Source organism: Wolbachia endosymbiont (group B) of Pammene fasciana (genome assembly GCF_947251495.1).
Classification (GTDB): domain Bacteria; phylum Pseudomonadota; class Alphaproteobacteria; order Rickettsiales; family Anaplasmataceae; genus Wolbachia.
Genome location: NZ_OX366360.1, coordinates 712,010 through 734,986, shown reverse-complemented (window position 1 = coordinate 734,986; position 22,977 = coordinate 712,010). Strand labels below are relative to the sequence as shown.

Sequence of the window (22,977 nt, the reverse complement as noted above, 5' to 3'; positions counted from 1 at the left end):
ATTCTCACAATCTAACTATAAATTATTAATGATTTTAACATTAAGTGTCAACTTGTTTTTGCCACTATGATATGGTATACTTCACTTTTAAGTTTTCCTATTAATACATGAATCATCTACTACTAAAATCCATGGCAAATGCTGTCCGCTTTTTATCAATTGATGCAGTACAAAAAGCAAATTCTGGACATCCAGGTATGCCACTTGGCATGGCAGATGTTGCCACTGTATTATTTGCTAAATACCTAAACCATAACCCTGATGATTCTCAATGGATCAGTAGAGATCGTTTCGTCCTATCAAATGGTCACGGTTCAATGTTGCAATACTCTATATTATATCTGACAGGCTACATTAGTATAGATGAACTAAAAAACTTCAGGCAACTTACATCAAAAACTCCAGGTCACCCAGAATTTGGCTTAACTTCTGGTATAGAAGCAACAACAGGCCCGCTTGGTCAGGGATTTGCCACTGCTGTTGGCATGGCACTTGCTGAATCGATTCTTGAAAAGCAGTTTGAAATCAGTCACTACACTTATGTAATGCTAGGAGATGGTTGTCTTATGGAAGGTATAAGCCATGAAGCAGCGTCCCTTGCTGGGCATCTTAAATTAAATAAGCTGATAGCACTTTTTGACGACAATGACATCTCTATAGACGGCTCTACTAGCCTCTCTTGCTCTGATGATGTAGAAAAGCGTTTTTCAGCGTATGGATGGAATGTTGACAAAATCGATGGGCATGACTTTGATGCTATATCCCTTGCAATAGAGCAGGCGCAAAAGTCTGATAAACCTACACTAATCTGTTGCAAAACTATTATCGGAAAATTTTCGAGCCGTGCTGGCACATCTTCTGCTCATAGTGGTGCCTTTACAGAGGAAGATGTAAAACAGATGAGAGAAAAATTAAATTGGGACTATGAACCATTTCATGTACCAGAAGATGTGAGAAACGCTTGGATAGAAACAGTTAAGAGGGCAAAGCAAAACTATACATCCTTGATCAATAAAGAACTACAAAGAAGACTTGAGAAACGTTTGCCGAATAATATCGAGAGTGATTTGGCTGATCTGAAGAAACAAATATGTAAGCTAATGCCAAACGAAGCTACTCGATCTTCTTTCGGCAGAGTAATGGAACTATTAACTAAGTCTATGCCAGAACTAATTGGTGGCTCTGCTGATCTTACCGGTTCAAATTGTACTAAATATAAGCATATGCAGACAATAGATAGTAATAATTATAGTAGCTCTTATGTCCATTATGGAGTGAGAGAGCACGCTATGGCAGCTTGTATGAATGGTATGGCTCTTCATGGTGGAATTATTCCTTATGGTGGAACTTTTTTAGTATTTTCCGATTACTGCCGCCCTGCTATACGTCTTTCAGCTTTGATGAAACAGCAGGTTATATATGTAATGACTCATGACTCAATTGGAGTAGGAGAGGATGGTCCAACTCACCAGCCAGTAGAGCATTTAGCTTCTTTGAGAGCTATACCAAATCTGTATGTTTTTAGGCCAGCAGATGCAATTGAAACTTTGGAGTGCATTAGCATTGCACTTGAAAAAAAAGAGTCACCTGCACTATTTGCGCTTTCAAGGCAAAATATTAATTACATGCACTCTTATACTGACCAATTGGTCAACCTATCAAAATTTGGTGCATATATACTATGCGAATATTCAGGGAAGCTAGAAGTGACGATATTTGCTACCGGATCTGAAGTTGAAATTGCAGTTGAGGCAAGAGAAAAATTACAGGAAAAAGGTGTAGGTACAAGGGTCATTTCTATGCCGTGTTGGAGGCTTTTTGACGAGCAAAGTGATGAATATAAAGGGGTAGTATTAAATAATGACAGCATCAAAGTTGCAATTGAAGCTGGAAGTGAAGTGGGTTGGCATAAATATATAGGTTCAAACGGTATATTTATTGGCATGAAAAATTTTGGAGAATCAGCACCTTATGAAGCTCTTTATAAGCATTTTAATATTAGCGCTGATTATGTAGTAAAATGTGTTTGTGAATAACACTTTTTGTCATTACGCTGCGCATAAAATTACTTAATGAACTCAGCCAGTACCGTTATTATGATAAGAAAGCTAGTGAAATGTTTCGAGTAACTTTTTCTTTTCTATGAGCTACTTGACGGCAAGAATAAAGTTTTAATCATTCCATGGTTTCTGTATAATTTTCAAAACTTAATTGGTATATATGAAGGTAATAATAGGTAGCGCTAGTAAACGATTAGGAGATTCAATAGCAAGTGGGCTAAATGCTCAGCTATTCCCCAATCAGGTGTCAAGATTTGCCGATGGTGAGGTAAATGTAGAAGTAGCAAATGATCTACGTAATCAAGAAGTATATATAGTACAATCTCTTTCTTCCCCTGTAAATGATAACCTTATGGAGCTTCTGCTTACAATTGATGCAGCAAAGAGATCTGGAACCAAGAGAATAACAGCTATTATTCCTTATTACGGATACAGTAGGCAGGATAGGGTTATTAAAAACAATAATATGCAATCTGCTTTAAGTGCTAAATTAACTGCAAATCTTATTCAAACAGCTGGTGCAAACAGTGTTGCTGCTATTGATTTGCATTCAAGTCAAATTGAAGGTTTTTTTGATATACCAGTTACTAATCTAAGTTGTTTTGAAGTATTTGTTAACTCTATATACAAGGAAAACTTGGCAATAGTTGCGCCTGATGTTGGAGCAATTGGCAGAGCTCGTGCTTTTGCAAAGATTTTAGAGGAAAAACATAAGTTGGATAATGATATTGTTGTAGTAGATAAATATAGAGAAAAAGCAGGTACATCTGAGGTAATGAATGTAATCGGAGAAGTTGCAAACAAAAATTGCGTCATTGTTGATGATATAGTTGACTCTGGCGGAACATTATGTAATGCAGCTCTTGCTTTAAAAAACCGAGGAGCAAAGTCTGTAGTTTCGTGCATTACACATGGAATACTTTCAGGAAATGCAGTTGAGAAAATCTCTTCCTCTTCTCTGGATAAATTAGTAATTACGGACACCGTATTTCACAAATTTGAAAAAAATGATAAGATAGAGGTTGTTTCAATTGTAAATATTTTAATTTGCTTTATGCAAGGAGGTAAAAGTGCCAGCTAGATCAACAGAAGATGTTATCACTTCGTTAATAGAATTTGCAAATAAGAGAAAAATAACAATTACTAAGGAAGAAATGCTTAAAACTGCACAGCTTGTGAGGATTAAGTTATCCGATGATGAGATTCAATACTACTCAAAAGAACTGACAATGCTGGATTGGATACATGATACTTTGTTGAAAGTTAATACTGAAGGTGTTTCTCCTATGCGTTATGGAACTATAGATAAGGATGTCCATGTACGCGATGATATTATAAATTCTCAAAACATTAAAGAAGAAATATTATCCAATACAAAATCGGAGCATGGGTATTTCGTAGTACCGAAGGTTATAAACGATTAAGATAAAGCAAGATTTATACCGATTTTATAGATCTACTTTCAAAAATAAGACCAATCTGGTAAAGAAGCATTCGTTGGAGTAAAAACCATTTTTTGATTTTTCTTTACTAAATCTACTAAATATAATTTAGAGTTGCTTGGTGATTCTGCGTTAGTAAAGATAATTTCTCTGCCATTTGGTAGCCATGCCGGAGATTCAATTTTATGTCCCTCTGAAAGCAAGCGCTCTTCTTTGCCATCTGGCTTCATAACTCCTATGTAAAATTTTCCTGACTGAATTTTTGTAAAAGCTATCAGATCTCCTTTTGGCGACCAAACAGGTGTAGCATATCTTCCATTTCCAAAACTAATTCTCTTGGGTTTTTTGCTTTTTTTAGTGAAATCTATGATATATAGTTGCTGACTTCCACTTATATCAGAACTAAAAACCATGTACTTTTGATCTGGAGACAAAGAGGGAGAAGTACTTATAGCTGAACCTTTAGTAATTTTTTTTGTTCGTTTACTGCTTAAGTCTAGAGATAATATATTTGTTTCACCACTCAATGAGTGGGAAATAAAAAGAGATTTACCATCAGGAGAAAATCTTGGTGCAGAAATAACTCCTTCAAATGCGCTGATTATTGATTCAGTGTTATCTTTTAAATTTTTTAATATTATATAACTTTTACCATTTGTGTATGAGATATAAACAATACCCTTTCCATTTGGTGAAAATCTTGGTGTTGACACAAATTTCTCACCATTTGTTAAGTACTTTATATTACTTCCATCTTGATTCATCACAGCAATTTTACGTACGGATTTATAATTGCTATCTTTTTCTTCAGCAATATACGTGATTTTTGTGTTGAAGTGCCCTTTCTCACCAATCAGTCTATCATGTATCACATCCGAAACGAGGTGAGCAATTTTTCTCCAGTCTTTTGCCGGAAAAACAACTGACTGAGTGAGTAATTTTCTGTTTGTAAAGCTGTCAGATAAACGAAAAGATAGCTCTAAATTTCTGTTTGATACTTCACTTAAACTTATTGTGACTACAGTATCGCTTTTCCAAGACTCAACTTTCGTGTTACGTTTCACATTAAATAAGCCACAATTAGATAGATTTGTTTCAATTACTTTTGTGATGCTTTCACTTAGCTCACTTTCCACTTCTGTCTTGCATGCACATTTAGATACAACAAGATCAATATTACCAATATTGCTTTTTTTTATATCAACATATAAAACAGCTTTTGTGGAATAAGGAATAAATAACGAAATAAATAACACCAGTTGAACGAATAGCTTCATTAGATTTCTTGCATTACCTCCTTTCATCTCAGCAAATAGCTTACTTTTGAAGTTAAACTGCATGACAGTAGAGTAAATCAATTTCTGCAGTACTTGACACTGGAATGACACTCTACTGGTGGAGATTGCTCTAAAACTACAATGTTTGCCTGGGCGTTGAGATTGCACCCTTCTAGTAGATTCAAATCACAATGTTTGTATAGTTGTGTGATCTGACACTGATTTTTTTTTACGGATTCCAGTATTGCATGCTGAAATAACATCAAAGAATACATTGTTAACTTCTTACTCAAATAATGGTTAATAAAAAGAGGTATATTTCTATACCTGTTCTATTTGGACTTCAATTATAGGTCTTTTTAGTAAATATTCCTTTAAGATACTAAATATTGAACTTTCAATCTTATTTCTTATTTTTTTTATCGGTTGTGGACTAAATGCTGACTCAACCTTCTCTATGATCTTTTGCATAATGGCTGCATCTTTTTGCGCTTCGAAAACACCAGGTGCAAATACTTTTGGCTTAGCAAGCAGTTTATTTTTCTTGTTTACAACTGCTGTCACTACGATAGCTCCGGCATCTCTCATTCTCTCACGCATTTTTATAACGCTGCATTCTGGATGACGGAGTAACATACCATCAATACCAAAGTAGTTGACATCAATGGAGCTAACTTTTTCCCCATTTTCCAAATTAACAATATCACCTGGTGCAATCATTATTGCTTTTTTCACACCGCACTCTTTAGCAAACTTTACATGTGCATCCGTATGAATATACTCACCATGAACCGGAATAGACATCTTAGGTTTTATCAAAGAATACATTTCCCTTAGCTCTGCTTTTACTGGATGACCGGAAGCATGAACATTCTCTGTTTTTTCAGTAATAACTTCCACTCCCATCTCAATAAAGGCATTGAGCATGTTATGTGCACGAGTTTCATTGCCAGGAATGATTTTTGATGAAAAGATCATGGTATCACCTTGCTGCATTTTAAATGCTTGATGACTCTTAGCGGCAAGTCTTGCGGTAGCTGCCAGTGGCTCACCTTGACAACCTGTGCAAAGTAGCACCAGCTTTTCCCTTGGAAAATTTACTGCCTCCTTTGCTTCTAGAAACTCAGGAGAATCAGTTAAATAACCACTATCCTGAGCAACTTTCACTATTCTCCATAAAGATCTGCCAAGTAAAACCACTTTTCTATTTAGTGCTTTTGCAGCTTGGCTTATTGTTTCAATTCGCGCCACATTCGAGGCAAATAGCGAGACAGCAACCAATTTTTTAGACCGCTTTATTATATTGTAAATATTATTATAAATTGCACTTTCTGACTCAGGGTGATGCTTGCTTAATATATTAGTTGAATCGCAAATTGCTGCAAGTAGATCACCTTTATCGCCAATTTCTTTTAAACGCTCTATATTAGAAATTAATCCAACAACAGGTTTTGGATCAAATTTCCAGTCTCCAGTATGAAGTGCACTACCTACTTCAGTGCTAATTAATATTGAATTTGCTTCAGGAATTGAGTGAGTTACATTTATAAACTCAACGGTAAAAGGACCCAAATTTATACTGCCATTTATGTCAACCTCTTTCACAGGTACTATACCTTCTAATCGAAATTCCTTCAATTTTTCTTTGAGAAAATTAACCGTAAACTTTGTTGTATATATGGGACATTCTAATTCTTCCCACAGATGAGGCACTGCACCGCAGTGGTCTTCATGTGCATGTGTAATTATTATTCCAAGCAAATCTTTTTTTCTTTGAGCAATAAAATCTACATCAGCAATGAGCAGCTCAACACCTGGCATAGTTTCATCTGCAAAACCGATACCAAGGTCGATCATAATCCACTTACCTTGATAATGATATAGGCTAACGTTCATCCCAATTCTTCCTACTCCTCCAAGAGGAAGAAATAAAAACTCATTTTTGTTTATGTTCATTAATTTTAAATTATTAAAATGTGAGAATAGCAAAACTTCGACCTTAAATAAAGGAATTTATCACTTTTGCATAACTTAAAAAATCTTTTCACTAAAAGAGAAGGCTTTCAAATTGGTAAAAAGAATTAAATGTAGACAGCTACCTCTTTATATCACTTAGCAAATTTCTCACTTTTTTTTTACTTTTCCAAAGAATCCTTCAGATTTCTGCTCTACACTTTCATGTTCCTCTTCCTCAAGCGCTTTTAATAGCTCAATCTGCTTTTGGGTTAAATTCTTTGGATTTAAAGTCTCAACTATTACCTGTACGTATAAATCACCACGAGCATGTGAGTTCATATATGGCATACCCTTTTCCCTACAACGTAGTTTGGTACCAGTTTGAGTGCCTTCAGGGACCTTTACTTTTATTTTAGCTCCATCAATTGATTGAATATCGATTTCACCACCAAGTACTGCTAGTGTCATTCTTATAGGCACTTTACAGTGTAAATCTGCTCTATTGCGAGTGAAGATCTGATGAGTAGCTATTTTCACACATACGTATAAATCTCCGCTTTTTCCACCTCTTGCTCCAGCTTCTCCTTTACCACTGACCCTTACCTTAGCTCCTTCTTCTATGCCTTTTGGAATTGAAACGGAGATATTTACTTCATCTCTTTTACGTCCACTTCCACCGCATTTCTTACATTTATTTTGTATTATTTCTCCTTCCCCATAGCATGTAGTACACGTTCTTTCAATGGTAAAAAAGCCCTGTTGAGTTCTAATTCTACCGCTTCCCTGGCATGTGTTGCACTGAACTGGTTTGATTGCTCCTTCGCTACCTGTGCCTTGGCATGTATTACATTTTATATTTGTCACATAATGTATAGGTGCTTGTATTCCTTTAAATGCATCTTCCAAGGTAATTTTAAGGTCGTAGCGCAGATCTGCTCCAGATACTCCTGTTGTACTTCTTTTTGTTCTTGACCTACTTGTACTGCCGCCGAATCCTCCACCAAAAAAATCGTTAAATATATCACTAAAATCCCCTCCAGCTTGGCTGAAATCAAATCCACCGGAAGCACCATCGTGACCATAACGATCATAACCTGCTCTTTTTTCAGAGTCAGATAGAACTTCATATGCAGCTGTTACTTCTTTAAATTTTTCCTCTGCTTCCTTATTACCAGGATTTCTGTCAGGATGATATTTTAATGCTAGTTTTTTATATGCTTTTTTTATCTCGTCAGTACTAGCATTTCTGCTCACTTCTAGCAGATCATAGTAGTCTTTTTTGTTCATATATAATAGCTCAGTATTTTACCTTTAAAGATAGGTATTACATATATGAATTTCAAGTATGACCTCTATTTCCTATAAAATATGGTGCACCCTGAGCGACTTGAACGCCCGACCTTTTGATCCGTAGTCAAATGCTCTAATCCAACTGAGCTAAGGGTGCTTGCACAAAGCTGACTTTAACAGATTTTATAGCTTATTTCAATTGGTTTAGCTAAAAATAAAACTCTTATCATGTATGAAACCTGTAAGAAATTGTACTAGCTCTCTTAAAGGATAACTTAAGTTAACAGTTTCCAATTACTTTGATTTTAGAACCGCTATCCGAATAAGAGCTTTTCACATTATACTGCCAAGCTGCTAACAAATAGCGGAATGACGGTTATAGTTAAATCTAAACTATTTTGGCTATATCAGAAGACGGGTTATGCAGAAACCTTAAAATACTTCTTGCTTGCCAAGGAGAATAAATACATTCCTACAAACAAGCAGATACTCAATATCGATGCATAGGAAAACTTGAAAATTAAATCTTTAATATATATTGATAAGCATTTACCTGCAGAAATTTTGTATAGTAGTCCAACACAAATAATCGTACTATCAATGACCGATGCTATAATTAAAGTGATGAAATTTGCCATATGAAAATTCAATTTCGACTTTAATTCTTCAAAAACAACTATGCTTGAGAGAAGAGAGATTAAAATTGGAGTATATAGAACCAGTATCATAAAACTAAAATTTTGCAATTTAAAAAGACAGCATATCACTGTACACACTATTAAGCTGTAAGTAGCTTTGCTTCTACCATAAAACTCAACCATTGAGTTTACAACTAAAGTAGCTCCCACAAATAAGGCAGCACATATCATTAATTTATTTGAAGTGTTAAGTAAAGAAAGACTGATAAGCAAGAGTATTGATAAAATGGACATAATCACCTACCCAAATTTAATAATATGCATTTATTTTAATCAGACATTACACATAATGAAAAATTTGTCTAGCGTAATCAAAAGTTATTTAAACTAGTACCTAAGTCTTTCAAATCTATTCTTATAATATCCTTTATATTGAGAGCTTTCTCCTCTGTCACTTTTCCAATACATGAAAAAACTATACCTTTAAACAATTCTTCAAACTTCCGCTGATTTTGCGGGGCAATGGTTACTAATATTCTACTTTGCGATTCAGAAAACATTATTATCTTGTTTATTATGTCTGTATTTTGTGTTTTTCCTATTGGTACTAGTGAAAGATCAATTTCAGCACCAAGGTCTCCTGCAATTAGCGATTTTGCCAAAGCAATAATTAAGCCGCCTAAGTTTGGTGCAATTGCAGAGACAATTATGCCATCTTTTATTGCCTGGTTGTAACGTTCATACAACTTCCTAGCGCTCTTTGCATTAACTTTTGGCACGTTGTTATTATCTATTCCACTATATAACTGATATTCAGATCTACCAAGCTCATCGTGGGTTGTACCAAGCACATATATCAAGTCCCCTGGCATTTTCACATCAAGCGATACCGCATTTTCAATATTGTCTATAATTCCAATTGCTGAAATGAGTAGTGAAGGTGGTGCAGATATCATCACTTTCTCGCCATTTTCATCATATCCCTTGAAGTCATTGAACATACTGTCTTTTCCGGATATGAATGGTGTTTTAAATGCAGTTGCAAAGTCGTAACAAGCCTCTGCAGCTCTCTTTAGTTGCCACAATCTTTCTGGATTATAAGCATCACACCAGCAAAAATTATCGAGCAACGCTAGATGATTTATATTTCCTCCTGCAGCTACGTAGTTGCGTATGGCAGTGTCAATCGCACATGCTGCCATGTGATAAGTGTCAATTTCTCCATAACTTGAGCCAAATCCCTGCGATTTTACAACACCTTTGTTTGAAGAAAGGACTGGCCTCGAGACAACAGCTTCGCTGCACACTCTTCCCTTGCCTTGCAGTGGTTTCAGTATTGACGATCCTTGAACCTCATGGTCATATTGCACCACTATAAACTCTTTGCTGCGTATGTTTGGTCTGCTTAGCATTTCTTTTAGTTCAAAGGTGTCATGCAAGTAGCTGAGACTGGAATCCATTTCACGCTCAGCTCTACCATCGTATGGGTTTTGGCGTAAAATGTTTGCAGGCTTTACCTGCTGGATCCCAGTGTCAAGCACTGGGATGACAGGAAAGGATACAGCAGACTCCTTAGACCACGGTTTCGTCTGTAAATGCACTTTGGGATTACCGTCATGCAGAAATTCAGTTTCGATGTCCATTATTACTTCTCCTGGGGGACATTTAACAACGGCTTTGCCACTTTTGTTGAATTCTCCAATTACACAGACCTCCACATCATGTGTTTTCATGATTTGCTTAAACGCAGGAAGATTTTCTTCTGGCACTGCTAAGGTCATTCTCTCTTGTGATTCTGATATCCATATTTCCCACGGAGCCATACCATCGTTTTTAAGGAGAACCTTGCTCAAATCAACTTCAAATCCGTCTTTTCCCATTTCACCAATGGACGATGATAGACCGCCTGCTCCATTATCCGTTATTGCATTATAAAGACCAAGATCTCTTGCTTTTACGACGGCGTTGGATAATTTTTTTTGTGTTATAGGATCACCAATTTGCACAATTGTTGAAGGGCTGTTTCCCGACAATGCCTCTGAAGAAAAAGTTGCACCGTGAATTCCGTCCCTTCCAACTCTTCCACCAATAATTACGATTTTATCACCGTTTTTGGGTTCTTTTATGTGTGAAGGTGCATTATTTATATTCCGTGGAATAATTCCGATGCTTCCAACAAAAACTAATGGCTTTCCACAGAATCTATCGTCAAAGTATACCGATCCAAGTTGCGTTGGAATACCGGAGCAATTACCAGCAACATTAACACCGTGAATCACTTCTTTCATTATATATTTTGGTGGTAAGATTTTATCAGTACGCTCTTTATCTCTATAAAGTTTGCCTTTTGATTCTTTGGCAAAGCAAAAGTAATAAGTATTCATGATAGGTTCTGCACCTTTGCCAAAACCGACTATATCTCGATTAACTCCAAGCACTCCAGTCATTGCTCCACCGAACGGATCGAGAGCTGAAGGACTATTGTGAGTTTCAACTTTATCTACAATCAAGTAATCGTCATCAAAAATTATTCCTCCTGCGTTGTCGGAGAAAACTGACACGCATATGTTAGAATTTATCTCACGCGTTGCACGCTTAATATAATGAGCATATAGACCATCTTTTATTTCATCAATAGGGGAGCAAAAAATATTGTGTTTACAATGTTCAGACCAAGTCTGTGCCAGAGACTCAAGTTCAATATCATATGGATTTCTACCGAGTTTTTTAAAGTAATCCTTTATAGCTTTCATTGCTGCCAGCGAGAGCCCTAAAGTGCCATTACCATCGATTCCATCTCTGCTGATTTTTTCAAGCTCTTGGTCACTTACATTGAGTTTGACAGATTTTGCTCCATTATTACCTGGTGTCATCCCAGTGCTTGACACTGGAATCCATTCTTTTTTTTCCTGGTCACGCGCTGTAATGACACCAACTGGGGTATTTTGTTTACTGTAATACTTCCAATGGCAATTGCCGTTTTCTTTATGGAAAAGTGTGCAATATTCAGTAATAGGATTGAATTCCTGTTTTATGTCATCTTCGGTTGGAAAACCTCCTTGACTTAGAATCAATTTTGAACTTCTTGCCTTGATAGAAACACTTTCATCAATGTGGCGTTTGCTCATTAGATATTCTCTAACAATTTGTTTTGCCGTGTTTCCTACGTTATCGGTCATGCCAGGTAAAAAGCTTATCTCCAAGCCCCACTTTGCTTGTGATTCTATGAAGTTATATTGAACTTCTTCAAGGTTTTCATTGTAGGAATAATAACGGCAGTCTTGTATGGCTTTATTATAAAATAGCCCACAAATTTCTTCATGTAATTTTGATGGTAATTCTTTGCTTATGTAAATCAAGTAAACATTAACTACCCTTCTGCGGCTAACTTGTTCACATTTATTAAAAACTTCTATTCTGATGTTTGCCATGTAATATTGTGAAAGACTTTAATATATCATAGCATAAGAAACTGCGAGCACATTTATATTTTAAATAATTTCTATACAATAAAAGTGTTGTATTAATTGTTACTGTTAGTGGGAAGAGTTTTTACTGTTAATGTGAATGAGTCCCTTTTTGATGTGCTGGTTCAGCACATATTTTCTGAATATGAAAGAGAAAAAATTCCCGAGATAAAGATCATACTTCCCTGCAAGAGGGATGTTATAGCATTGCTGAGTGCATTCAAGAATTACAGAACTATAATTTTGCCAGAGATAGTTTCACTAGAAAACATTGATGAAGAAGATTTAATATTAAATCTTGATAGAGTTAAAGTTATCAACCCAACAAAAAGAACACTGCTACTCATTCAATTTATATTGGAGTGGAATAAAAAAAACAATGATAATTTTCCAATCGATCTGGTTTACAGTTTGCCGTCATTGCTTCAATATACCCAAATAGAGGGTGATTATCAACTTGATGAGCACTCAAAAAAAGTAGGGAATTTCATAAATTTACTTATCAAAACTTGGAGTAAAACTTTAAAAGGTTTGGGAGTAATAGATATACTAAAGCATAAGAATGACTACATAAACAATATGATAAACTTCCTGCAGAAAGATCAGCATATGATCTTTATTGGAATTGGAAAGGGTGAAATCTACAAGTTATTGATTAAGGCTATATATGACCTGCCATTTGGAAAGATAATTCTACCTAACCTGAATTTGAAAATGAACGAAAAAGATTGGAAATCACTTGATAAAAAACACTATCAACATTGCCTGAAAGATTTACTCGATTATTTAAAAGTGGATAGAAGGGATGTTAGTTTTCTGTCAGAAGCGTGTTCTGGTGTCATCCCAGTGTTAAGCACTGGGATGACAGAAGAAAGGGCTGGGATAACAGGAAGTCCTGAGGAATATCTTGATTATATCTTCGATACAACTGCTGATCTAAGTGAAGTTGGTGGCGGATCAATTGAAAATATTGAAGTCATCACTTGTGATTCAAGGGAGGAAGAAGCACAAGTGACGTCACTAATTATAAAGAATGAAGGTTATGAAAACGCTTCTTTGTTTGTCTTTGATAAATTACTTGCAGATCGTATGGCGTGTACCATATCGGAAAACTATTCTTATGTGACGCTTCTGCTTTATAGTATTGAGATTTTGAACTCAAAATGGAACGGTGTGGCATTGCTTTCTCTTCTTAAACATAGGCTAGTGACTTTTGGTTACGCTCAAGAAGAGTACACTCGTATTTTATCTGAGTTTGAGATAGAAGTATTGCGTAGCTTTAATACAAATGGTCTTAAGGATATTATTAACGCTATTAATACTTGTAAAAAGCTAAGACATAAAGAAGATATATTAATTATTATCAGTAAGTTAAAGATTATATTTAATCCTTTACTGTATCTTGTAAATTATCCCATTTTTGATGTGGCATCAGCTCATTTGCAGTGTGTTAATGTCCTTTCTAATATCAATTTTTTAGAGCTAAATGGTGAAATAGGTAATTTTACTCGTGATTTCTTAAATGCATGTGAAGATGTAGCAATAAAATGCTCCTTAGAGTTATATAGCCAAATCCTGATATTATTTTTAAAAAGGAAGTTTTTTTCTCCAGAAAATAACTTAGATAAATTCAGCTTATATCACAATAAGGTTGTAGTACTTGCTGGATTTAATGATATACCAAATTTTCAGAATCCGTTTTTGAGTGCACTGAATAGAGAAAAATTTAACCTTCCTTCTGTGCAAGAAGAGCAAGGGTACTTTTTGTATACTTTGCGCAATTTATTTGGTGCCGGCAAGGTTTATATTACGAGGCTAGTGAGTGATAGAAAATCAATTCTATTGCGCCGTTTGGAAGTTCTGTTACAAGAACCAAAATATCCTTATCGCAATTGGCTAAGAATATTAAATACACCTGAGTGCATTGTTCCATGTACTCAGCCTATGCCAAAACCTAAAACTGAAGTGAGGCAAGCAAAAATGCAAGTGATGTCTTGCAGTGCGGTAGAAAAACTGATTCGTAACCCTTATTCATTTTATGTTGAATACATACTGAACCTTAGACAGTTGAAAGACTTAAATTTTAAGCCATCGATATTGGAGTTTGGCACTATGGTACACAATATTCTTGCAAGATATTTACGCAACGAAAAGTCGCTGATGAATATTGCACGAGAAATATTCTCGTCTAATCGATTCCACTTTTCAAATATGTGGTGGGTAAGGTTGCAGAGGATAATTCAATCTTTTGTTGAGCTTGATAGGACTGGAAACAATCAAGTTGAGTTGGAGAAGAGCTTTTCCTATCCGATATTTCATATTCCAGCGCGTGACACACAACTGCGCGGATGCTGTACAACTTCCACTAAGAATAAGGGTGTCATCCCAGTGCTTGACTACTTGGATCCAAAAAATTTGATTGCAAATGAACACACCAGACAATTGTGTAATAAGAGCTGGTCAGATACTCGAATGACAGAAGAAATTTTATTGACAGCAAGATGTGATAGAGTTGAGTATCTACCAGGTGGGCAAGTAGCAATTATAGACTATAAACTTGGTTCACCACCTTCCAATGAGGAAGTTATGTCAGGATTTTTCCCGCAATTAATTTTACAAGCTTTAGCAGTGGAATACACAACAAAAAAAGAAGTCTCGGAGCTTGCTTATTGGAAACTTGATTATGATAAAATAAAGGTTATTGCTTTGAAAGATTATAGACAAAAAATGCATGAATTTCAGAATATTCTACCAGATTTCTTATCTAATTATTTAAGAGATACTACTCCCTTCATTGCCTCTCCTTATTTTGATAAATTCCTGAGATTTAACATCTACAAACAACTAGAAAGGATAGGGGAGTGGTTATAAATTATATCTCCTCTCATCCAGATCAAAATAGCTGGTTGTACAGCTGGTTTACTAAGTGCAGTAGGAGAATTACTAGATTGTGATATAGACTCATCTTTGCTAGACTCAAACAACCATAAAAAAACACTAAAAAGTGATTCAATCAATTTTAGCCATTAAAACTTGAATAGTGGCTAAAATAGCTTTAAATTGTATATTTATTTTAGAGGGGTATATGCCATCACAAAAACAGCTAAATGCGCAGCTAATTGATGCTGCTAAAAAAGGACAGCTAGATTTTGTTCAGCAAGCTATACAGGGTGGAGCAATTATTAATACAATAGATGATGATTATGGGAGAACTGCTTTAATATGGGCTGCTGACAATGGTCAACTAGAGATATTACAATACTTGATAGAAGAGGGAGCAAATGTTAATGCAGAATCTCCGGGAAACATAACTGCTCTAATTCATGCTGCTGCCCATGGTCATCTTGAGGTAGTACAACTTCTAATAGCAAATGGAGCTGATTTAAATGTGAAACGTAAAGGTCAATTCTCTGCCCTAACATATGCTATTGTAAATGGCCATACGGAGATAGCAAAGCTTCTAACTAGATATCCATTTAATAGCTAATCTTGATATGTCAATACCTCGCTTGCCTCTTCCTACTTGTATACCAGAGTTATCATCTTATTGGTATGACTGTAAGGATGAGCTCAATAAAATGAAGGAAGAAGATAGTGAATTATATAATTTTCTTGTAAGTAAGAGAATTAATGAACAGGTAAGAATTTGGACAGAGAGTGAGACAATACGAAATATTGCACAAGATAGATTAAATATAGAATACTCAATCTATGCTAAAGATTTAACAGGTAAAATAGAATTAGTGATATTTTTTCTTAACAACAGGGAAATAATCAATTCTTTATCGTGGTATTATAAGGTAAGAATTCAAACAATTGATCAGGTAAAAAGGCTACTTGATCGTTTCACAAGAGAACATGTAGAGCTTGAAGTAGAAATTGTTCCAGCACAATTAAACTTTAATACTCAAGAGTTACAACCCCCTAAACTAAAAACATTATCATTTGCACAAATGATTAACAATCATGCAGGATTATTTTCAGCTGCCAAAAATGGTCAATTAGAAACAGTAAGATACCTGATAGAAAAACAGAAAGAAGATATTAATTCAACAGATCACTATGGAAGAACTGCTCTAATGTGGGCTGCTGGAAGTGGCTATTTAGAGGTAGTAAAGTACCTGATAGAAACAGCAAAAGCAAATGTTAATGTGAAAGATGGCTATGAAAACACTGCTCTGAATTATGCTACTAGAAACGGGCATTTAGATGTAAAAGAATATCTGAAAAGTCATATACAAAAAGAGCTACGGAAGAAATACGTCTGCATTGGTGTTAGTGGTATAGTAGGTTATGTTGCAGGTATGACAATATCATGTTCTGCGGGAGCAGTGATTACAGTTTGTGCAGCATCAGCGACCGTTAGTCTAGCGTTAGGTGCAATGTTGGGTTATATGATTGTAGAAGTAAAAAAAGAGAAAGCAAACAAAGGTATAGCTTCTGCGCTTAAAGATGTTTTCACTATTCAAGCTCTAAGTAGAATAGCCTTATAGAGAGTGAAAGTAGGTTTATTGCTTAAGGTTGCATGATTGCCTTAATAACAATAAAAAAATAATAGAAGCAAAAGATATGGCTTGAAAATTTTCTAAGGTCTTCACTAAAAATGTCTCAACTTGACACTGAAATACAATTTGATTTAATTAATTCATATATGTAGGTAACGTCAAGCACTAGAAGGAGGAAATATGGATAAAAAAATTAGGATAGAATCAGATAGCTTAGGAGAAGTAAAAGTACCAAGTGAACGTTACTGGGGAGCTCAGACTCAGCGTTCTTTGGAAAATTTCAAAATTGGTACAGAGAAAATGCCAGAGCCCCTGATTAAAGCGCTAGCAATAGTAAAACTTGCAGCAGCACGTGTTAACATGAAACAGGGTAGCATAGATAATAGAGTAGGGGATGCAATCTGCACAGCGGCACAGGAGGTAATAGACGGTAAATTTAATAATCAATTTCCGCTTGTTGTTTGGCAAACCGGTTCTGGAACGCAGACCAATATGAATGTGAATGAAGTGATCAGCAATCGTGCAATAGAAATTTTGGGCGGTGATTTAGGTAGTAAGTCTCCAGTGCATCCAAATGATCATGTAAACTGTGGTCAGTCATCAAATGACACTTTTCCAACAGCAATGCATATAGCAGTAGCAGAGCAAATAAACCGCTTGCTTATTCCCAATCTTGAAGAATTATATAAAGCGCTAAATAATAAGGTTCATGAATTTAAAGATATAATAAAAGTAGGGCGTACTCATCTGCAAGATGCAACTCCTCTAACACTTGGGCAGGAATTTTCTGGCTATGCAGTTCAGATTAAAAAGGGAATAGAGAGAGTAAAGTCAACTCTAAGCAATGTATATGAACTTGCACAAGGTGGTACCGCGGTTGGCACGGGAATCAATACTAAAAAGGGTTTTGCTGAGGATTTTGCTAAAGAAGTGGCAAAAATCACTAATTTTCCATTTATTTCAGCAAAAAATAAGTTTGAAGCACTAGCAGCAAATGATGCTTTAGTTGAGCTCAGTGGAGCACTCAATACAGTAGCAGTAAGCTTGATGAAAATTGCAAATGATATAAGGCTACTTGGTTCTGGTCCAAGATGCGGGATTGGAGAAATAATGTTACCAGAAAATGAGCCTGGCTCTTCAATCATGCCGGGTAAGGTGAATCCAACTCAATGCGAAGCAGTGACTATGGTATGTGCTCAAGTTATGGGAAATCATGTTGCAGTGACAATTGGTGGCTCAAATGGTCACTTTGAATTGAACGTGTTTAAGCCGGTGATAATTTACAATGTTTTGCAGTCTATAAGACTTTTAGCTGATGCAAGTTTAAATTTTGCAGAGAAATGCGTAGTTGATATTAAAGCAAACGAAGAAAGAATAAAGGATTTACTAAATCAGTCGTTAATGCTAGTTACTATATTAAATACGCATATAGGATATGACAATGCAGCAAAAATAGCGAAGCTTGCTTATAAAGAAAATATCACTCTAAAAGAAGCAGCAGCAAAACTTCAACTGCTCACTGAGGAGGAGTTTGAAAGGATAGTGAAACCAGAGGAGATGGTAGGTTAATCTACCACCTTTTTTTGTCCCTAGTTAATTGTGGTAATATGTATGGAACTTTGCTGGTTGCTCTACATATACTCTTCTAAATCACTTAGAGCGTGGTCATTGTGATTAAAGCCATATCTCTTAACCATCTCATCTAGCGTAACAGAGCTTAGAGAGAAACTGAACTCTGGCAATGGATTCACATTTGAGGATTGCAGACTAGTGAATGGCTCTCCGCCATTTATTTGAGAGTCTAGGAAAGTTAGCTCACCTTCCAGGCTAGTATGTTCTTCTGGCACTGCACTATCATTAACTATTGAATCTTCTGGTACTATATTGCAGAATTGATTATGGAATTCAGCAAAACCCTCAAATGGAGGTACTGATATGCACTGGCGCTTTGCTGGTGGCTCCACTGTGCATATTTCTTCTAATTCACATTCTGTAAGACTATTATACGCTGTAAAATATAAGTCTTGTGATCGCTGTTTTCCAGTTATTGAACGAATTATTTGGCTATATAATTGATTCTCTTCAGCTCTTTTTCTTTTGTTTACTAACGGTTCATTTTCATAAGAAAAGTCTGGTCTACTATCAAATGTATGTTCAACAATTGTTTCCTCGAATGCAGGAGTTATAGGAGATAAATTTAACTCTGGCAAATCATCCACAATTGAGGATTGCAGACTAGTTACTCCATTTATCAAATAGTTATAATACTCTGGGGATAATTGCTCACCTTCTAGGCTATCTGATATATGCTCATTCGACGTTAAACTACTACTAACTGTTGAATTTTCTGTTACAGTATTGCAGAATTGATTATCGAATTCAGCAAAACCCAGAAATGGAATTACTGTTTGGCTACATGATTGATTCTCTTTGTCAGAAGAAAGTTCTAGTCTAGTATCAAATGTATGTTCAACAACTGTTTCCTCGAACGCAGGAGATATAAGAGAGAAATGTGCTGCTGGCAAATCATCTCTGTTTTGTATTAACGGTTCATTGGAGTTTTCAGTACTTAAGTTGCTTGAACTCTCTTTATTGCTTAAGTAAACATTCTTTAGGACAAGCTTAGCTTTGACAGTTGATTTTGTCTCTAAATTTACTTTATAATCTTCTTTTTGCTGGGGATTCAGTTGATTAAATAGGGTTTTAAATAAAGTAGATTGGGGAGAAATACAATCGAGTGTATTGAAAGCAAATTTTTTATTGTCCCAAATTTGGGAGAAAAACCCTGGACTTGAAGTCCATCCTTTTAAGAATATAATTTTAAGGTGAAAAATCTGAAAGAATGTGGAATATTATAGAAAAAGCAGTCACTCTGTATATATATCACATAGTGTGGATAACAAAATATCGATATCCAGTACTAGTTGGAGATATTGGACAGAAAGCTAAAGAAGTTGTACAAGAAGTATGTGCAAATAATCAAGTAGAAATTATCAGAGGTAGAGTTGCGTCAAGTCATGTACACGTATACGTTTCTGTACCCCATACTTAAGTATTAGTAAGTTAGTGCAGTTAATAAAAGGAAAAAGTTCCAGAAAAATCCAGCAAAACTTTCCAGAGCTAAAAAAGAGATATTGGGTTGTGGGCAGTAGGCTACTTTGTCAGGACTAGCGGAAATGTAACTGACGAAATGATAAAAAATTATATTGAAAATCACTCTAAAAAAGAAGATAAATTTGGTGACTTTCAAGTCGAAAGTTAGCATTCTATGCTCTCTCTCAATCTTTGGATTTTAATCCATAGTGGTTGAATTTGATCAGAAATTTTGCCTTCTAATGTAGTTTGAGATTTTTTATTACTTTCAAACTCTGCAACTTTTTTACTTGTAAAAACGTCTTTTCCTTCGAATTTTTGTTTAAATCCAGCAATCTTTTTAAAATCTTCAGCTATTTTTTTTTGCTGCACGATCCATTCGACCTTCAAGATTATGAATCAATTTTTTAATAATCTTCACTTCATCTTTACGCCCTTTTTGAGCTTTAAGCTCTCGGTGCAATTTAACAATAATTTTTACTTTATCTTCCAATGAAGAATTTTCTGGAAAAACATCTTTAAGTTCCCGATTCAACTCGACGATCTTTTCAAAATCTTTAGCTACTTTTTTAGCTGCACGGTTCATTCGATCTCTAAGACTACGATTTAATTTTGCACTGGCCTTCACTTTATCTTCCAATGCAGAAATATCTTCAAACTTTTTCTCGAGACTTTGTCTAGTTACTTGCCTTTTGTAAGCTTTAAGATCTAGACGCAACTCATTGATAATCTTCACTTTATCTTTCAGCGACGTGCTTTCTGGAAAAGCGCCTGCAAAAGCATCTTGAAATTTCTTCTCAATATTTGATATATCTTGAAGCTGTATCATACCTACTATATAAAAGCTTATGCTAAAATAAGTATACTAGGTAATTATGTAAAAATGATTAACATAGAAGCTTTATCATCAAAATATTATTTACTTATTAGCTTAAAATACGTAACAATATAAAAATGAAAAATAGCCGATTAGCGGTAGTATTCGATTGGGATAATACCTTAGTTGATACTCAAGATAATATTTCTAATGCCATTAAGCATACTTTAGATTTGATGGGATCTGGCAGTAAGGTTGTTGATAGAAATTCTCATGAATCAAGAAAGAGCTACATGGTCAATTTGTTTGGTGATCAGTGGAAAAAAGCGAATCAGATATATCAAAAATACCTAGATAATGCATTGTTACAAAATATTACTCTGAATGAAGGAGTAGAGAAAATGCTGCAGACACTGAAAAGCCACAATATTTACCTAGCGATAGTTAGCAATAAGAAAAATACTAATTTACGTCAAGAAGTTGCCTACTTTAAACTAGATTCTTACTTTGAAAGAATAGTTGGATCATGTGATACTGCAGAAGATAAACCATCTGCAACTCCACTGCTATTTGCACTAGAGGAGAGTACGCTACCTGTAAATAGAGAAAATGTGTTTTTTGTTGGTGACAGCATCACAGATATTCTATGTGCACAAAATGCAAATTGCTTACCTATTGTATACGGACAATCAATAAGAGGTTATGAAGATTTGTTATATTTTCAACATTTTAATAAACTTACAGAATTCATAGTAAAGTATTTGAAAGATAGGTGGTAATGACAGAGATCGCTAGTGTACACAGGCGCTTTTGCGCATATTTAATAGATGTAGCAATTTTATTAATTCCAACCTTACTAATTGTGTTGTCATTAGGGGATTTTCCATTAATTTTACACCTGTCATACATGTGTATAAATTGTGGATACTTTACATATTTTATATCTTCAACAGCTCAAGCAACTCCTGGTCAACAGTTAATGAATATATATACTATCACTTTAGATAGTTCTAAAATAGGTTTGAGCTTAGCATTTGATCGCACTATCTCTCAGTTTTTCCTTCCTATGCTAAATAATTCAATTATCACCTTTATCAAACTTTTTCAAACATCAGTAAATGCTTTAAGTACACTAGAAGTGATTATAGTGATGCTTACCTTCAGTTGGTATTTAGTTGCTTGCTTCTCTCAGAGGAAACAGGCATTTCATGATGTGCTATTTGATACGATTGTTGTGAGAAAAATGAATTGATGTTGCCTTGATTGTTATGTAGATTACATTGGTATATTAGCTAAAGAAAGGTTATGAATAAAGAAATAGTAGAACATTTAAATAAATTACTTACAAATGAGCTGACTTCTGTACGCCAGTATCTTTTGCATTCTGCGATTCTTAAAAATAGCGGAATTAATAAACTTGCAGAAAAGATGAAAAACGAGCTTAATGAAGAACTTGAGCATGCAAATAGGTTGGCAGAAAGAATTTTACTGCTTAAGGGCATGCCAAATTTTCAAGATACAAATAAAATCTCAAAGTATGAAGGAAAGTTCACAAAAGATACAATGCAGAAAATCTTAGAAGATAATTCTAACTTAGAAGAAGAAGGTATCAAGGGCATCAAAGAGGCAATTTCCGTTGCTGAAAAAGAAAAGGATTTCGTGAGTGTAATGTTATTAGAAGGACTACTGAAAAATGAGGAAGAGCACTTACATTGGATCAAAGAACAGATTGACCTTATTGAGCTTATGGGTATTGAAAATTACTTGAGAACACAAATATAGAGTGTTAAGAAAAACAGTATTTATTTTCATTATACCTTTTTTACTTCTTTTTTCACTCGGGTTATGGCAGTTATTTAGATTGAGCTGGAAGAATAATATTATCAAAAATATGGATCTTCCAGTTATTCATCTACTGCCTAGTGATAATCTTTCAAAGTTTAACTACAGAAACGTTAAAATCGACGGAATTTTAAGTGATATAGAACTATATGTTTTCGCAGGTCAACGTGGCTATCATGTGCTGTCTCCTATGTTGCTTATCAATGGACATTACATGTTAATAAATAAAGGAATAGTCAGAGAAAAAAAAGAAGAAAAAGCAAAAATTGAAAAAGTAGCTGCTGATGGCGTTTTGTATTGTGATGGTAGCAAAAATTGGTTTATCAAAAATGATATTGCTTCAAATACATGGTTTACCCTAAGTACAAAAGAGATCTCCAATGAACTAGGTATTAAGCTAGAGAAATGTATATTGTGGCAAGATAATTTTGGTGGCAAATTGACTATACAGCCAATAAAGCATCTTGAATACGCAATTACTTGGTTTGCACTTTCCTTGATTTGGCTCATTATATGCGTATTTTACTATAGGCAAAATATATATAAGTCGTAGAGATACAGTTTGGAAAAAGAAAAGCTACAAATAGAAA

Annotated in this window: 19 protein-coding genes, 1 tRNA gene and 1 pseudogene; 12 read left to right on the top strand and 9 right to left on the bottom strand. The window is 35.0% G+C overall.

Annotation, left to right across the window (positions count from 1 at the left end; all coding sequences use genetic code 11):
- Positions 1-107: 107 nt before the first annotated feature.
- The 3 genes from tkt (at position 108) to gatC (ending at position 3,484) form a co-directional block, all read left to right on the top strand.
- Positions 108-2,036 carry a transketolase gene (tkt, locus tag OPR29_RS03355; RefSeq protein ID WP_265025061.1) on the top strand — a complete coding sequence of 643 codons (1,929 nt, stop codon included), beginning with the start codon at positions 108-110 and terminating at the stop codon, positions 2,034-2,036.
- A gap of 184 nt (positions 2,037-2,220) precedes the next feature.
- Entirely contained in the window at positions 2,221-3,141 is a 921-nt protein-coding gene (locus OPR29_RS03350) for a ribose-phosphate diphosphokinase (RefSeq protein WP_254229701.1), read from the top strand.
- Positions 3,131-3,484 carry an Asp-tRNA(Asn)/Glu-tRNA(Gln) amidotransferase subunit GatC gene (gatC, locus tag OPR29_RS03345; protein WP_010401704.1) on the top strand — a complete coding sequence of 118 codons (354 nt, stop codon included), beginning with the start codon at positions 3,131-3,133 and terminating at the stop codon, positions 3,482-3,484. The genes OPR29_RS03350 and gatC overlap by 11 nt, the downstream gene beginning before the upstream one ends.
- A 38-nt stretch (positions 3,485-3,522) precedes the next feature.
- Here the strand turns inward: gatC and OPR29_RS03340 are convergent, their stop codons facing one another.
- The 6 genes from OPR29_RS03340 to OPR29_RS03315 form a co-directional block, all read right to left on the bottom strand.
- Positions 3,523-4,779, bottom strand: coding sequence for a Tol-Pal system protein TolB (locus tag OPR29_RS03340; RefSeq protein ID WP_265025437.1), 1,257 nt, complete (start codon positions 4,777-4,779; stop codon positions 3,523-3,525).
- A gap of 321 nt (positions 4,780-5,100) precedes the next feature.
- Positions 5,101-6,735, bottom strand: a complete 1,635-nt coding sequence (locus tag OPR29_RS03335; RefSeq protein ID WP_265025060.1) for a ribonuclease J — start codon at positions 6,733-6,735, stop codon at positions 5,101-5,103.
- A 168-nt stretch (positions 6,736-6,903) separates the two neighbouring features.
- Positions 6,904-8,022: a molecular chaperone DnaJ gene (gene dnaJ / locus OPR29_RS03330; RefSeq protein ID WP_012481762.1), complete on the bottom strand. Its 1,119-nt coding sequence runs from the start codon at positions 8,020-8,022 to the stop codon at positions 6,904-6,906.
- Positions 8,023-8,104: 82 nt separating this feature from the next.
- Positions 8,105-8,182, bottom strand: a tRNA-Arg gene (locus tag OPR29_RS03325).
- Between the two features lie 262 nt (positions 8,183-8,444).
- Complete coding sequence (locus OPR29_RS03320) at positions 8,445-8,957, bottom strand: hypothetical protein (RefSeq protein WP_213863960.1); 513 nt, start codon at positions 8,955-8,957, stop codon at positions 8,445-8,447.
- Between the two features lie 77 nt (positions 8,958-9,034).
- Entirely contained in the window at positions 9,035-12,094 is a 3,060-nt protein-coding gene (locus OPR29_RS03315; RefSeq protein ID WP_265025059.1) for a phosphoribosylformylglycinamidine synthase subunit PurL, read from the bottom strand.
- 108 nt (positions 12,095-12,202) lie between these two features.
- Between OPR29_RS03315 and OPR29_RS03310 the strand changes: the two genes are divergently transcribed.
- From OPR29_RS03310 to fumC, 4 genes are all read left to right on the top strand, one after another.
- Positions 12,203-15,001 (top strand): PD-(D/E)XK nuclease family protein, encoded by a 2,799-nt coding sequence (locus tag OPR29_RS03310; RefSeq protein ID WP_265025436.1) that lies wholly within the window; start codon positions 12,203-12,205, stop codon positions 14,999-15,001.
- 214 nt (positions 15,002-15,215) lie between these two features.
- Positions 15,216-15,617: an ankyrin repeat domain-containing protein gene (locus OPR29_RS03305; protein WP_265025058.1), complete on the top strand. Its 402-nt coding sequence runs from the start codon at positions 15,216-15,218 to the stop codon at positions 15,615-15,617.
- A 7-nt stretch (positions 15,618-15,624) separates the two neighbouring features.
- Positions 15,625-16,623, top strand: coding sequence for an ankyrin repeat domain-containing protein (locus OPR29_RS03300; protein ID WP_265025057.1), 999 nt, complete (start codon positions 15,625-15,627; stop codon positions 16,621-16,623).
- Positions 16,624-16,815: 192 nt separating this feature from the next.
- Positions 16,816-18,204, top strand: a complete 1,389-nt coding sequence (fumC, locus tag OPR29_RS03295) for a class II fumarate hydratase (RefSeq protein WP_017532669.1) — start codon at positions 16,816-16,818, stop codon at positions 18,202-18,204.
- 62 nt (positions 18,205-18,266) lie between these two features.
- Here fumC and OPR29_RS03290 read toward each other — a convergent pair whose 3' ends face one another.
- Complete coding sequence (locus OPR29_RS03290) at positions 18,267-19,160, bottom strand: hypothetical protein (RefSeq protein ID WP_265025056.1); 894 nt, start codon at positions 19,158-19,160, stop codon at positions 18,267-18,269.
- Positions 19,161-19,479: 319 nt separating this feature from the next.
- On the opposite strand from OPR29_RS03290, the pseudogene tnpA reads away from it, so the two are divergent.
- Positions 19,480-19,897: pseudogene (gene tnpA / locus OPR29_RS03285) on the top strand (IS200/IS605 family transposase).
- Here tnpA and OPR29_RS03280 read toward each other — a convergent pair.
- Together OPR29_RS03280 and OPR29_RS03275 are read right to left on the bottom strand one after the other, a co-directional pair.
- Entirely contained in the window at positions 19,894-20,100 is a 207-nt protein-coding gene (locus OPR29_RS03280) for a hypothetical protein (protein ID WP_264685479.1), read from the bottom strand. The pseudogene tnpA and the gene OPR29_RS03280 overlap by 4 nt on opposite strands.
- Positions 20,078-20,557 (bottom strand): hypothetical protein, encoded by a 480-nt coding sequence (locus OPR29_RS03275; RefSeq protein WP_264685478.1) that lies wholly within the window; start codon positions 20,555-20,557, stop codon positions 20,078-20,080. Before OPR29_RS03275 ends, OPR29_RS03280 begins: the two co-directional genes overlap by 23 nt.
- A 125-nt stretch (positions 20,558-20,682) precedes the next feature.
- Here OPR29_RS03275 and OPR29_RS03270 point away from each other — a divergent pair, with 125 nt between their 5' ends.
- The 4 genes from OPR29_RS03270 to OPR29_RS03255 are packed head-to-tail and all read left to right on the top strand — an operon-like array spanning position 20,683 to position 22,940.
- Complete coding sequence (locus tag OPR29_RS03270) at positions 20,683-21,324, top strand: HAD family hydrolase (protein WP_010401658.1); 642 nt, start codon at positions 20,683-20,685, stop codon at positions 21,322-21,324.
- Positions 21,324-21,797 carry an RDD family protein gene (locus tag OPR29_RS03265; protein ID WP_064085312.1) on the top strand — a complete coding sequence of 158 codons (474 nt, stop codon included), beginning with the start codon at positions 21,324-21,326 and terminating at the stop codon, positions 21,795-21,797. Before OPR29_RS03270 ends, OPR29_RS03265 begins: the two co-directional genes overlap by 1 nt.
- 53 nt (positions 21,798-21,850) lie before the next feature.
- Positions 21,851-22,327: a bacterioferritin gene (gene bfr, locus OPR29_RS03260; RefSeq protein WP_213863731.1), complete on the top strand. Its 477-nt coding sequence runs from the start codon at positions 21,851-21,853 to the stop codon at positions 22,325-22,327.
- Position 22,328: 1 nt separating this feature from the next.
- Positions 22,329-22,940, top strand: coding sequence for an SURF1 family protein (locus OPR29_RS03255; protein ID WP_265025055.1), 612 nt, complete (start codon positions 22,329-22,331; stop codon positions 22,938-22,940).
- The last annotated feature ends 37 nt before the right edge of the window (positions 22,941-22,977 follow it).